The organism is Alteromonas macleodii ATCC 27126 (assembly GCF_000172635.2).
Lineage (GTDB): Bacteria > Pseudomonadota > Gammaproteobacteria > Enterobacterales > Alteromonadaceae > Alteromonas > Alteromonas macleodii.
Genome location: NC_018632.1, coordinates 2,886,056 through 2,898,941 on the forward strand (window position 1 = coordinate 2,886,056; position 12,886 = coordinate 2,898,941).

A 12,886-nucleotide genomic window follows, 5' to 3' on the forward strand; every position below is an offset into this window, starting at 1 on the left:
CGGCGCCCTTTGGCGCCGCTTTCTTGTTTGAAGCTGACACTAGGTCAAAGCACTACTCATCTACAACTGATATAGGCTTAGACAGCATTGGCTTACCCTGATTAATATTAATTTCAACGCGACGATTTTGCGCTCGGTCTGAAGGTGAAGTGGCATTTTCTACAATTGGATCGGTATCTGCCTTACCCACTACCGACATACGACTTTCGTCAAACCCTGGCGCGGTCCGCATGGCTTCAGCGACCGCGACAGCGCGCTGCGCTGACAAGTCCCAATTAGAACGATAGAGTTCATTAGCAATATGCTGACCGTCACTGTGCCCTGAAATTTCGATTTCTCCAGGCACATCCGCCAACAGCGTACCGATTTTTCTCAACACCGGTTGGAATTGGGGCTGCAAAAAGGCTGAGCCCGCCGAGAAGGAACCGTTCTCACGAATTCGAATGGTTAACTGCTGACCCAACGATTCCATTTCCACCGAACCATCTAGAATTTGTTTTTCTAATTGCTGCGCTACTTTTTTCATCAGTTCAGCCATTTGCGACTGATCGGTGCTTTGCTCAGCCGATGAAGACGACTCAGTAGCCGTTTGTTGAGATTGTCCGCCACGCTGCTCGCCGCGCTGCTTCTGCCTTCCGCCGGCAGAGTCTTCGTTACCAGCCTGAAATTCCAGCATTTGTTGGGTCATTTCGTTGGTTTGCTGCTGAATGGACTCAATAGGCGTAGGGTCAGGCTTGCCAGGTCGAAACTCCATTGCAATAACACTGGTACCCTTTGGAATATCTTTTACTTCAATTTTATTTTGCACACCAAAAGCAAACTTCATAGAGCCCGCAATTTGTTTAAACTTCAGTACGTCCATTTCCGAAAACGAAAGTAGCAGTACAAAGAAGCACATAAGCAACGACATCAGGTCTGCGAAGGTTCCCATCCAGGCTGGAAGCCCCTCGGGGGGACATTTTGGGCATTCTTCTTCGGCCATTACTCTTCCTCTGCGCTTCCGCGTTTACTCGCCGCAAGGTAGTTCTTTAATACCCCTTCGATAACACGTGGGTTCTGGCCGTCGGCAATACCCACAATACCGTCAAGAACAAGACTCTGGTTTAACTTCTCTTCACCGGCTCTTACCGCCAGTTTAAAGGCAATTGGCAAACACACGACGTTGGCAAAAAAGGCACCATAAAGCGTGGTTAATAGCGCTACCGCCATGGCAGGGCCGATAGCTTTAGGGTCATCCATGTTTGAAAGCATGGCAACCAGACCGATCAAAGTACCAATCATACCCATCGCAGGTGCTACGTCGCCCATTCCTTTAAATATAGAAGCGCCGAACTCATGCCTTTCCGTTGTCATAGAAATATCTTTAGCTAACGTTTCTCTCACCACTTCAATGTCGTGACCGTCAACCAGCATGTCCACACCCTTTTGCATGAACTCATTTGAAATTTCCGCTTCTTCTAATGCCAGAAACCCGCCTTTACGTGCAGCATCTGCCATTTCAACAATCTTCTCGATTAGCTCTTCAGGCGTTTCAATTTTGAACATGAACGCTTTGCCAGCAACTTTACCCGCACTGAAGAATTGACCCAACGTAAACTGAGATAGGACAACAAATAGTGTTCCCCCGAATACAATAAGTATTGATTGCACGTCGATGAACATGCCCAAGCTGCCGCCCAGAATCATAGCCATAACTATGAAACCAATGGCGCCCAACATACCTATGACGGTTGCTAAATCCACTCACTCTTCCCCATTTATGCGCAGTCAGTGCTGTTAGTGTACAAATACCCTATCGGCAAAAGATAGAAATACTAAAACGACATTATTGAAAAATATCACATTTATTTGTTTATTATGAAGTACGTTCTATGTAAAAGCGCTGCTTTGTCTGTTTTTATAAACTAAAAATATCTAGCGCTTTTTCAGCGCCTTACTTTTTCCTTCACAGTAAATAACACGGTTACTTCTGAAAGGTTAGTGAACCCTGCATCGAATATAGCACAATTTGCTTGTATGTTGCCTTTTGAACTGGATGAAAAAAAAGCTATGTTACTGTGATATAGGCGATATACGGACAAACCATTTGACCCTTGTGCAACCCTCGGTTAATGTGCGCGGTATACGTATTTTGGCCACTATATTGAGTGTTTTTATGACGACAGAAAAAGCATCAGCGTCTTTTGAAGAAACTTTATCAGAACTAGAAGCTATCGTTAACGAAATGGAAAGCGGTGATCTGCCTCTTAATAAAGCACTAGAAAAATTTGAGCGCGGTATAGCACTTTCCCGCCAAGGCCAACAATCTCTTGAAAACGCCGAGCAAAAAGTAAAGATACTGCTCAGTGAACAAGGCGAAGAAACGCTCCACCCTCTTCCTGAAAGTGAACAGCCATAAATCGTTCATTTTTAACTAACAGGCAATCTATGAATTTTTCTGCTTTGCATCAGCAAGTTAAACAGCAAACTGATGCATCTCTTCTTACATTAATTGACGAATTACCCGATTACGCGCCGCGCTTGAAAGACGCAATGCGTCACGCCTTACTTGCTGGCGGTAAACGGATGCGGCCACTACTTGTTCAAGTAGTAGGTAACACCCTAGACGTGCCCAAAAAAGACCAAATGGCTATTAGTATGGCCATTGAATGTGTGCACGCCTACTCGTTAGTCCACGACGATTTACCAGCCATGGACGACGACGACTTGCGCCGCGGTATGCCAACCTGCCATATTGCCTTTGATGAGGCTACCGCTATTTTAGCTGGCGATGCGCTGCAGGCACTTGCATTTACAGTGTTAGCTGATGCTCCATTAAGCACGTATGCTGAAACAAAGCGTAGCCAGTTACTGTCTGTACTTGCGAAAAGTGCGGGTTACATAGGTATGTGCGGTGGGCAAGCTATCGATTTAGCCAGCACCGGCAAAACCATCTCGCTAGAAGAACTAAAACAGCTGCATAGATTGAAAACCGGTGCATTGTTAAAAGCCTGCGTAGAAATGGTCGCCATTGTTAGTGAAGGCTTACTGCCTCAAACTAAAATTGACTTAATGGCTTATGCCGCGGATATTGGGCTAGCTTTCCAAGTTCAAGACGATATTTTAGATGTGGAAGGCAGTAGCGAAAAATTAGGTAAACCCGCGGGGTCAGACGAAGCGTTAGGGAAAAATACCTTTCCAGCCAAACTTGGTATTACAGGCGCTAAACAAGAATTAGAAATGCTTCACGATAATGCACTTCAAGCATTGGCGCGTTTACCCTACAATACTGACAGTTTAATTGCGTTTAGCGAGCTTTTGGTAAAACGCGACCATTAGCCACGCGCCATGTTGAAAAAGATAATAAGTACATGAGTTTAGATCTCCAACATTACCCAACGCTTGCGCTTGCGCAAACACCCGATAAATTGAGGCAGTTGCCCCAAGACAAATTACGCGAGCTCGCCGATGAGTTGCGTGAGTACTTACTTAACAGCGTAAGCCAAACCAGTGGGCACTTTGCATCTGGTTTAGGCACAGTGGAACTGACCGTCGCTTTGCACTATGTGTACGACACCCCCTTCGATCGACTGCTGTGGGATGTAGGTCACCAAGCTTATCCGCACAAAATCCTTACAGGCCGTGCAGAGCGCATGAGCACCATTCGCCAAAAGAATGGTCTGCACCCTTTCCCATGGCCGCCTGAGAGCGACTACGACACCTTTGCAGTTGGTCATTCGTCTACATCGATTAGTGCAGGGCTGGGCATGGCTGTGGCTGCCGAAAAAGAAGGCAAAAACAGAAAGGTTGTAGCGGTAATTGGCGACGGTGCTATGACCGCTGGTATGGCGTTTGAAGCCCTTAATCACGCTGGTGATATCAAGAAAGACATGGTAGTTGTACTTAACGACAACGAAATGTCTATTTCTGAAAACGTAGGTGCGTTGAACAGTCACTTAGCTCGCTTGCTCACAGGCAACTTTTTCAACTCTATACGCGATGGCGGCAAAAAGCTGCTAAGCAATGTACCTCCTATTAAGGAGTTTGCCAGCCGTGCAGAAGAACACATTAAAGGCATGGTTGTCCCGGGCACGATATTTGAAGAGCTTGGCTTTAACTACATTGGCCCTATCGATGGCCACGACGTAAATGGTGTTGTCGATACTCTACGCAATATGCGCAAGTTTGACGGCCCGCAGCTACTTCACGTAGTCACCAAGAAAGGTAAAGGTTACGCGGTTGCTGAAGAAGACCCTATCAAGTTCCACGCGGTACCAAAATTCAATCCGGCTGACAATGCTTTGCCAAAATCTAAGCCTTCAGCCCCTACCTACTCTGCAATCTTTGGGAAATGGCTGTGTGATATGGCGGCACAAGACCCTAAGCTAATGGCGGTAACGCCAGCCATGCGCGAAGGTTCAGGCATGGTTGAGTTTTCTCAGCGTTTTCCAGAGCAGTATTTCGATGTTGCGATTGCTGAACAGCACGCGGTGACCTTTGGCGCGGGCCTTGCCAAAGACGGTATGAATGCGGTTGTTGCTATTTATTCGTCGTTCCTGCAGCGCGCCTACGACCAGCTCATTCACGATGTGGCGATTCAAGACTTACCCGTATTGTTTGCCATTGATAGAGCCGGTATTGTTGGCGCAGATGGCCCTACTCACCAGGGGGCGTTTGATATCGCCTTCCTGCGCTGTATTCCGAATATGGTGGTTATGGCTCCTTCAGATGAAAATGAATGTCGTCAAATGCTCTACACGGGTCACAAGCTACAAAAACCAGCTGCTGTTCGTTACCCTCGCGGTGCTGGCATGGGTGTCACGCCTGACGAAGCTATGACAGAGCTTGAGATTGGTAAATCTCGTACGTGTCGAGAATCATCAAAAGGCAAGTCTGAAGTATCGCCATTTTAAACTTTGGCTGTCTATTACCCTATGCCCTTGAAGCTGCAGAGGCGATTGACGCTACCGTTATCGACATGCGTTTCATTAAGCCGTTAGACGGCGACGCAGTATTAAAAGCTACCAGTGAGCACAGTGCACTTATTACGTTGGAAGACGGCTGTATTATGGGTGGAGCTGGTAGTGCGGTGCTTGAACACTTGCAGCAAAATGGCGTATTAAAAGCGGTGAAGATGTTAGGTCTGCCTGATAGCTTTATATTACAAGGCACTCAGCAGGAAATGTACAAAGAGCACGGCTTAGATGCTGAAGGTATTATTGCGGCGGCTAGCAGTTTAAGTGCTAACTAATTAAGCTTTAAAATCATTACTAAGACATTAAAAAGCCCGCTATTTTGCGGGCTTTTTCGTAAATAGTTTGCTCACCGTCAACTGGCTTTCCTTTGAGGTAAGTCTAACAAAATGGCGGCGAATATTCGTAATGAATTAAAACAAAGCCAATGCGGCAGGCCAAAACGCTATGAGTAAATGTAGACAACCGCATGCCATGGCGCCAGCGATAAGATCATCAAGCATAATGCCTGTACCGCCATGTAAGCGCTTATCTATGATACCTATTGGCCAAGGCTTCAAGATATCGAAAAGCCTGAATAGAACAAAGCCTACAAGTAAAGAGGACGCTGAAATAGGTACAAACAGAAAGGTCACAAACATGCCCGCTATTTCATCCCACACTATAGAGCCATGATCGTGAACCTGCATATCGTCAGCAGTCTTGCCACACAGGTAAATGCCTACAACTGAGAATATCAGCGTAAGCGCGATAAAGGAAATTAGGGAAATCTGGCTACAGGCAATAAGTAGGGGCAACGCAGCAAGTGAGCCAAAGGTTCCCGGCATGAAAGGAATAAGTCCACTGCCAAAACCTAGTGCAAGAAAATGCACGGGATTTTTCATACTCACTCTAGCGCGAAACTCAGCCTGCATGCTTTTTCCTTTTTATTGCTTTTGTCGGACAAATAGGCCGCCTAAAAGGCGTGCTCGTAACCTGACACGTTAACAGGTGTGTACTTTTCGTTGTCTTTGAGCAATGAAAGTGTGCCGTTATGACCGGTTAATTGGCCAATACATGTGGCTTTCACGTTTGTGCTTGCCAACGAGGTTTCAAGACTTCCGCGCTGCTCTTCACTTACAGTGAAGATAAGCTCATAGTCATCGCCTGCAGACAGCGCGTATTCGATAGCTTGCTCTGGTGTAACCGCGCTTGTTAATGCTCGTGACAACGGTAAACGCTCTACATGAACATTTGCACCGCAATTAGACGCTTTTAGGATATGACCTAAATCTGAAATTAAACCATCAGAGATATCAATGCACGACGTTGCAATACGTCGGATAGCTGTGCCCACCGCTACGCGAGGAGTTGGGAAGTAATGACGATTTACCAAGACATCTTTCGCTTCACCGCTTACACTCAGCTTATTTTGCAGGATGTCTAAACCTGCACCTGCGTCACCAAGCGTTCCCGTGACATAAAGCCAATCACCTGGCTTAGCGCCGCTACGTGTTAGCTCAGAACCCGGCGGTATAAAGCCTTGAGCTGTAATCGTGAACGCCATTGGACCTTTAACCGTATCGCCACCGATTAGCTGTACAGAATAGTACTGAGTTAGCTCATAAAGGCCCGAAACAAAGTCATCTAGCCAAGCTTCGTCCACTTCCGGTAATGACAGAGATAAGCTAATCCACGCTGGCTCTGCGCCCATTGCGGCAAGGTCGCTTAAGTTTACCGCCACTGTTTTATACGCAACAGACTTCGCCGGTGCGTCTTTCAAAAAGTGCACACCTGCAACCAGGGTATCTGTGGTAACGGCAAGCTGTTGGTTTTCAGGAACCGTTGTTACAGCACAGTCATCACCAATACCAATAACAACGTCTTTGCGTTTGTGGCCGCTGTTTGAAAAGTAGCGGCCGATAAGATCAAATTCTTTCACGGTAATTTTTAAACCCTTTTAGCGGCAGTCCATGCCGCCACGGTAAGGTTAGTCGCGCTCGTCTTTGCGCAATGTGCGCACTGCTTTGTCCAGTGCACCATTAATGAACTTGTGACTTTCTTCAGCACCAAATGCTTTAGCAAGCTCAATCGCCTCATTAATAATTACGCGGTAAGGGACGTCAATGCGCTCGGTCAGTTCCAGCGTCGCAATGCGCAAGATTGCTTTTTCAATAGCGTCTAACTCTTCAGGCAAACGGCCAAGGTAAGGCTTGATGGTCGTATCAAGTTTACTTGCGTTGTGTGCAACACCGCGAAGCAGAGCTTGGAAATACGCCATATCTACCTTTTGCATGTCGTTACTGGTGGCTAGCGCCAGTTCAACCTGCTGAATATCGTTGTGACTCATTTGCCATGAATACACGCCTTGCAGAGCGAGTTCACGGGCTTTACGACGAGCTGAAACTTTCACTTAATGTTTACCTTAAAGCTTTTCAACAGCATCGATAACGTTAACCATTTCCAGCGCACCAAGTGCAGCTTCTGCACCTTTGTTGCCCGCTTTGGTTCCTGAACGCTCGATAGCCTGTTCAATTGAATCTGTTGTAATTACGCCAAATGATACGGGTACACCGTATTCAAGAGAAACTTGCGCAAGACCTTTGTTGCATTCGCCTGCTACAAAATCAAAGTGTGGCGTACCACCACGAATAACCGCACCTAGTGCGATGATGGCGTCAAATGACTTTTTCTCAGCTAATTTCTTCGCTACTACAGGTAACTCGTAAGCACCAGGTACACGTACTAACGTGATATCGTCATCACTCACTTCACCGTGACGCTCTAGTGTATCTAGTGCACCTTCAAGTAAGCTTTCAACTACAAAGCTATTAAAGCGTGATACAACGATAGCAAATTTCTTACCGGTTGCTCTGATATTACCTTCAATTACCTGCATGGATTCATTCCTCGAGAAAAAACGGCGCGAAGTATACCACAACTGCGCCCAAACTAAATCGATTGTTTCTTTAACTTCAACTATTCGTAAACGGGTACGTTAGCTTGACTCAATGGGGGAAGGGAGTGCTCGTCGCAAACCCTATCCACTTTAGCTCCGCCCTACAGCTAAGTACTAGTCGTGCACGTACTCCACTACTTCAAGGCCGTAACCTGAAAGTGCGTGATATTTAATTGGTTTACTAAGAAGACGCATTTTGTGTACGCCCATTGATGCTAGAATTTGACTGCCTACACCAATAGTGCGTGACGATCCCTGCCAGTCAGCGCCAGTCGGGCGCTCGCCTCGGTCTTCTGCGGCAAAGCGGCGTACCTGACTTTCAATATGCTCTTCTTTACCTAATAGCACCAATACGCCACCGTCTTCTGAAATTTTGCGCATGCCATCTGCAAGCGTCATCGAGCGATGAATACCGCGGGTAGACCCAAGAAGATCACTAAACGTATTGTGAAGGTGTACACGTACAAGTGTCGGCTCATCTTCTTTAATTTCGCCTTTTTTAAGTGCGAAATGAAGTTGGTTGTCGATGCTGTCTTTAAACGTGTGAAGCTCGAAATCACCATACTCGGTTGGCATATTGCATTGAGCGACCTTTTGAATGGTGGTTTCGTTGAGATTGCGATATTCAATTAAATCAGCAATGGTGCCGATTTTAAGATTATGTTTTTCAGCAAACTTTTCTAGTTCTGGACGACGGGCCATCGTGCCGTCTTCATTGAGGATTTCTACAATAACCCCAGCAGGCTCTAACCCTGCCAAACGCGGTAAATCTACACCGGCTTCTGTGTGACCTGCGCGGTTTAACACGCCACCGTCTTTAGCAATTAGCGGAAAAATATGACCCGGCTGTACAATGTCTGTCGCTTTCGCGTCTTTCGCTACAGCAGCTTTAATGGTTGTTGCGCGATCTGCCGCCGAAATGCCTGTGGTCACGCCGGTTGCCGCTTCAATAGACACAGTGAAGTTGGTAGAAAATTGTGCTTCGTTTTTATCCACCATAAGCGGAAGATTCAGGGTGCGACAGCGCTCTTGCGTCATGGGTAAACACACTAAACCGCGAGCGTGGGTTACCATAAAGTTAATGGCTTCAGGCGTCACATGCTCTGCCGCCATTATCAAATCGCCTTCATTTTCCCTGTCTTCGTCATCCATCAAGATAACCATTTTACCTTGGCGAATGTCTTCAATAATTTCTTGTGTAGTGTTAAATGCCATGTTGTGTGCTTCTTGTAGGGTTATTTTCTTAAAAATCCGTTCTCGGCAAGAAATGCCATGTCAATGCCTTTGCTTTTTGGCTCGGCGGCTTTGTCGCCCAGCATCAATCGCTCTAAATAGCGCGCAATAACATCAACCTCTAGGTTCACCGCTGTGCCCACTTTATAGCTTCCCATAATTGTTTCTTGCAACGTATGAGGAATGATCCAAAGCATAAATTCTGCACCGTTAACTTCATTAACTGTCAAGCTGATACCATCAACGGTGATACTGCCTTTATGCGCAATATATTTAGCCAAGGCTTCTGGCGCTTTTACCCAGAACTCTACGTAGTCTGAGTGCTTAATGATTTGTGTAACCTCGCCTACACCATCAACGTGACCGGAAACGATATGACCACCTAAACGGTCGCTTGGACGCATCGCTTTCTCAAGATTCACCGTAGAGCCTGCGCTGTAATGTGCAAAGCCCGTTAATTTGATGGTCTCTGCCGACACATCTGCACAATAATAATCGGGGCCCATATCAGTAACTGTTAAGCAAACACCATTGGTCGCAATACTGTCGCCGAGTGCGACATCAGACATATCAAGCGTAGGCGATGAAACGGTAAGTCGAATATCGTTGCCACGGTTATCAAGCTTCTTAATTGTACCTAGCGCTTGAATAATTCCAGTAAACATAAAGTTCCTCTTTAATCGCGTTAACCACGGATGTTGCTAACATCAGGACGGAAGATAAGCTTAATATCGTTACCCACTTGACGATTTTCAATAAGCGAAAGCGAAATACATTCATTTAGCGACGTGAACGCGGGTAAATTAACCATACTGACTCCCTTATCACCTAAAAGCTTAGGCGCTTGGTAGCAAATAAGTTCATCCACCAGCCCTTCTTGCAATAATGCACCGGCAAGGCCAGGGCCTGCTTCCACCCAGACTTCATTGTATTGCTTGTCACCCAATGCTGACATTAGCGCATGTAAGTCGAGCTTACCGTCTTTTTCGTCCAGTTGGAGATAGTGCTGAGTAGCGGTGTCTGGGTGAGCCTGTGACGTCGCCGTGAACGTAATATTGCCGTCGTTAAAAAGTGTGTAGTCTCTAGTAAGCTTACTTTTGCTATCTACAACAACACGGGCAGGTTGACGAATGTGTTCCAGAGGATAATTAGTGAACTGTGCTTCTTGTTCTCTAACCAACAAACTAGGGTTATCGGCTTTCACCGTACCTGAGCCTGTTAGCACCACGCAACTTTGTGCACGATACTGTTGCACATCCCGTCTTGCCTCTGCTCCAGTAATCCACTGACTCACCCCATTTTGAAGGGCTATTTTTCCATCTAGGCTAATGCCTAATTTCACGCGAACAAAGGGCTCACCGGTAAGCATGCGTTTAATAAACCCAGGGTTTAGCGCTGCGGCCTCAGCAGCCATCACTTCGCTTACCACTTCGATGCCTGCTTCCTGCAGAATGCTAATACCGTTACCGCATACGTTTGGATTCGGGTCGGTCATAGCAATAACAACACGCGCTACCTTTGCTTCTACCAAGGCAACAGCACAAGGCGGTGTGCGCCCAAAATGACTACAAGGTTCAAGTGTAACGTATGCCGTCGCGCCCTTTGCGCCCTGCGGACGTGCGTTAGATGCATGTCTTAATGCATGCACTTCGGCATGGGGTGTACCAGCTTGAATGTGATATCCCTGACCGAGCAATTGATTGTTTTCGTCAACAATTACACAGCCTACGCGAGGGTTAGGAGAAGTGGTAAAACGCCCTTGTTGGGCAAGCTGAATGGCTTTTGCCATCCAAAAATAATCGTTTTTAACCGTATCGTGGTTCACTTGGATTCCTGTTGTAGCCCTAAGTGTCTGATGTTTGAGAGGTCGCCGACTTAATCTCCTAATCGCGCAATCTCTTCTCCGAATTCACGAATATCTTCGAAAGAGCGATAAACGGAGGCGAACCGGACATAAGCAACTTTATCGAGTTCTTTGAGGGCTTTCATAATTAGGTTGCCGAGCAGTTCACTGCTCACTTCACGTTCACCGGTTGCGCGCAACTGTGACTTAAGTGAGAGGATACATTGTTCAACTTTTTCTGTGCTCACAGGGCGCTTTTCGAGTGCGCGTTGCAAGCCTGCACGAAGTTTATCTTCGTTAAACGGTTCACGAGAACCATCGCGTTTAATAACGCGAGGCATCACGAGCTCGGCACTTTCAAAGGTCGTGAAGCGCTCGTGACACACCATACATTCACGGCGTCTACGCACCTGTTGCCCTTCTGCAACCAAACGAGAATCAATGACTTTTGTTTCTTGTTCTGAACAAAACGGGCAAAACATGAATAATCCTTAAATATTGCGTACTTAGGTATCTAAATTGAACCTAGACTAGTTAGTCCAGCATTAGTACCAAAGTACGCAATAAAACACAAACCTATTTATTTATAAACAGGGAATTGTGCGCAAAGTGCAACCACTTCGTCTTGAACACGTTTGATAACAGACTCATCGCCCATGTTATCTAGAATGTCGCAAATCCATGTTGCAACTTGCTTAGCTTGTTCTTCTTTGAAACCACGGCGAGTAATCGCTGGGCTACCAATACGAAGACCGCTGGTTACAAACGGTGAACGCGGGTCATTTGGCACTGAGTTTTTGTTTACCGTAATATTTGCGGCACCAAGTGCTGCGTCAGCATCTTTACCTGTAATGTCCTTGTCGATTAGGTCAAGAAGGAACAAGTGGTTGTCAGTACCGCCAGAGACGATGTTATAACCGCGCTCTTGCATTACAGAAACCATAGCTTTCGCATTTGCAACAACCTGCTGCTGATACACTTTAAATTCTGGCTGTAGTGCTTCTTTGAATGCAACCGCTTTAGCTGCGATCACGTGGCAAAGAGGGCCACCTTGGTTGCCTGGGAATACCGAGCTGTTAAGCTTTTTGTAAATCGCTTCATCGCCACATGAAGATAGGATAAGACCACTACGTGGACCCGCTAGCGTTTTATGAGTAGTCGTTGTTACCACGTGAGCATGAGGAAGCGGGTTTGGATAAACGCCTGCTGCTACAAGACCTGCTACGTGCGCCATATCTACGAGCAAGTAAGCGCCAACGCTATCAGCGATTTCACGGAATTTTGCCCAATCAACAATGCCAGAATACGCAGAGAAACCACCGATAATCATTTTCGGCTTGTGCTCTTTAGCAAGTGCCTCAACCTGAGCGTAATCGATTTCACCGGTTTCTTTGTTCAGACCATACTGAACAGCATTGTAGGTTTTACCAGAGAAGTTTACGTGTGAACCGTGAGTAAGGTGACCACCTTCAGAAAGGCTCATTCCCAATACCGTATCGCCTGCGTCAAGTAGTGCCATGAATACGGCAGAGTTAGCTTGTGAACCAGCGTGCGGTTGAACGTTCGCGTAGTCTGCACCGAATAGTGCTTTTGCACGATCGATCGCAAGTTGTTCAACAACGTCTACGTGCTCACAACCACCGTAGTAACGCTTGCCTGGGTAGCCTTCCGCGTACTTGTTAGTAAGCTGCGAACCCTGTGCTTCCATTACACGTGGGCTACAGTAGTTCTCAGAGGCAATTAGCTCTATGTGATGTTCTTGACGCTCAACCTCTTTAGACATTGCATCGGCTAATTCAGGATCGAAGTCGGCTATATTCATTTCGCGAGAAAACATGGGGGCTCCTTAACTGCGGTTTTTATATGGCGTTACGCACTGATTGCTCAAATTCGAGCCATATTCTAGTCATTTTCGGGGGC

Annotated in this window: 13 protein-coding genes and 1 pseudogene; 3 read left to right on the forward strand and 11 right to left on the reverse strand. The window is 46.5% G+C overall.

The genetic code is table 11. The annotated features are described in order from the left end of the window. Positions 1-52: 52 nt before the first annotated feature. Positions 53-982, reverse strand: coding sequence for a flagellar motor protein MotB (locus MASE_RS12345; protein WP_014950081.1), 930 nt, complete (start codon positions 980-982; stop codon positions 53-55). Further along, positions 982-1,743, reverse strand: a complete 762-nt coding sequence (gene pomA, locus MASE_RS12350) for a flagellar motor protein PomA (RefSeq protein WP_014950082.1) — start codon at positions 1,741-1,743, stop codon at positions 982-984. Before pomA ends, MASE_RS12345 begins: the two co-directional genes overlap by 1 nt. A gap of 412 nt (positions 1,744-2,155) precedes the next feature. Here pomA and xseB point away from each other — a divergent pair, with 412 nt between their 5' ends. The 3 genes and pseudogenes from xseB to dxs all read left to right on the forward strand — a co-directional run bounded on the left by xseB (position 2,156) and on the right by dxs (position 5,230). After that, complete coding sequence (gene xseB, locus MASE_RS12355) at positions 2,156-2,398, forward strand: exodeoxyribonuclease VII small subunit (protein ID WP_014976981.1); 243 nt, start codon at positions 2,156-2,158, stop codon at positions 2,396-2,398. Between the two features lie 29 nt (positions 2,399-2,427). Continuing rightward, positions 2,428-3,318, forward strand: coding sequence for a farnesyl diphosphate synthase (locus tag MASE_RS12360; protein ID WP_014950084.1), 891 nt, complete (start codon positions 2,428-2,430; stop codon positions 3,316-3,318). Positions 3,319-3,350: 32 nt separating this feature from the next. After that, positions 3,351-5,230 (forward strand): annotated as a pseudogene (gene dxs / locus MASE_RS12365) (1-deoxy-D-xylulose-5-phosphate synthase). A gap of 135 nt (positions 5,231-5,365) precedes the next feature. On the opposite strand, the gene MASE_RS12370 reads toward dxs, so the two are convergent. From MASE_RS12370 to glyA, 9 genes are all read right to left on the reverse strand, one after another. Beyond that, positions 5,366-5,866 (reverse strand): phosphatidylglycerophosphatase A family protein, encoded by a 501-nt coding sequence (locus tag MASE_RS12370; RefSeq protein WP_014950085.1) that lies wholly within the window; start codon positions 5,864-5,866, stop codon positions 5,366-5,368. 41 nt (positions 5,867-5,907) lie between these two features. Then, the gene (gene thiL / locus MASE_RS12375; protein WP_014950086.1) at positions 5,908-6,873 is read right to left on the reverse strand and encodes a thiamine-phosphate kinase; all 966 of its coding nucleotides are present in this window, start codon (positions 6,871-6,873) and stop codon (positions 5,908-5,910) included. 48 nt (positions 6,874-6,921) lie between these two features. After that, entirely contained in the window at positions 6,922-7,344 is a 423-nt protein-coding gene (nusB, locus tag MASE_RS12380; RefSeq protein WP_014950087.1) for a transcription antitermination factor NusB, read from the reverse strand. A 12-nt stretch (positions 7,345-7,356) separates the two neighbouring features. Next, positions 7,357-7,830 (reverse strand): 6,7-dimethyl-8-ribityllumazine synthase, encoded by a 474-nt coding sequence (ribH, locus tag MASE_RS12385; protein WP_014950088.1) that lies wholly within the window; start codon positions 7,828-7,830, stop codon positions 7,357-7,359. Positions 7,831-8,004: 174 nt separating this feature from the next. After that, positions 8,005-9,105, reverse strand: a complete 1,101-nt coding sequence (gene ribBA, locus MASE_RS12390) for a bifunctional 3,4-dihydroxy-2-butanone-4-phosphate synthase/GTP cyclohydrolase II (protein WP_014950089.1) — start codon at positions 9,103-9,105, stop codon at positions 8,005-8,007. 20 nt (positions 9,106-9,125) lie between these two features. Further along, on the reverse strand, positions 9,126-9,788 hold the full coding sequence (locus MASE_RS12395; RefSeq protein ID WP_014950090.1) for a riboflavin synthase: 663 nt from the start codon (positions 9,786-9,788) through the stop codon (positions 9,126-9,128). Positions 9,789-9,808: 20 nt separating this feature from the next. Continuing rightward, positions 9,809-10,948, reverse strand: coding sequence for a bifunctional diaminohydroxyphosphoribosylaminopyrimidine deaminase/5-amino-6-(5-phosphoribosylamino)uracil reductase RibD (gene ribD / locus MASE_RS12400; RefSeq protein ID WP_014950091.1), 1,140 nt, complete (start codon positions 10,946-10,948; stop codon positions 9,809-9,811). Positions 10,949-10,998: 50 nt separating this feature from the next. After that, positions 10,999-11,448, reverse strand: a complete 450-nt coding sequence (gene nrdR, locus MASE_RS12405) for a transcriptional regulator NrdR (protein WP_012517538.1) — start codon at positions 11,446-11,448, stop codon at positions 10,999-11,001. A 98-nt stretch (positions 11,449-11,546) separates the two neighbouring features. Then, complete coding sequence (glyA, locus tag MASE_RS12410; protein WP_014950092.1) at positions 11,547-12,803, reverse strand: serine hydroxymethyltransferase; 1,257 nt, start codon at positions 12,801-12,803, stop codon at positions 11,547-11,549. Between the last annotated feature and the right edge of the window lie 83 nt (positions 12,804-12,886).

What these genes read in the sequence shown, in the direction of transcription:
- MASE_RS12370 (WP_014950085.1), bottom strand. Translation starts at nt 5,866, where the DNA reads ATGCAGGCTGAGTTTCGCGCTAGAGTGAGTATGAAAAATCCCGTGCAT.
- MASE_RS12360 (WP_014950084.1), top strand. Translation starts at nt 2,428, where the DNA reads ATGAATTTTTCTGCTTTGCATCAGCAAGTTAAACAGCAAACTGATGCA.
- nrdR (WP_012517538.1), bottom strand. Translation starts at nt 11,448, where the DNA reads ATGTTTTGCCCGTTTTGTTCAGAACAAGAAACAAAAGTCATTGATTCT.
- ribBA (WP_014950089.1), bottom strand. Translation starts at nt 9,105, where the DNA reads ATGGCATTTAACACTACACAAGAAATTATTGAAGACATTCGCCAAGGT.
- xseB (WP_014976981.1), top strand. Translation starts at nt 2,156, where the DNA reads ATGACGACAGAAAAAGCATCAGCGTCTTTTGAAGAAACTTTATCAGAA.
- MASE_RS12345 (WP_014950081.1), bottom strand. Translation starts at nt 982, where the DNA reads ATGGCCGAAGAAGAATGCCCAAAATGTCCCCCCGAGGGGCTTCCAGCC.
- MASE_RS12395 (WP_014950090.1), bottom strand. Translation starts at nt 9,788, where the DNA reads ATGTTTACTGGAATTATTCAAGCGCTAGGTACAATTAAGAAGCTTGAT.
- ribH (WP_014950088.1), bottom strand. Translation starts at nt 7,830, where the DNA reads ATGCAGGTAATTGAAGGTAATATCAGAGCAACCGGTAAGAAATTTGCT.
- glyA (WP_014950092.1), bottom strand. Translation starts at nt 12,803, where the DNA reads ATGTTTTCTCGCGAAATGAATATAGCCGACTTCGATCCTGAATTAGCC.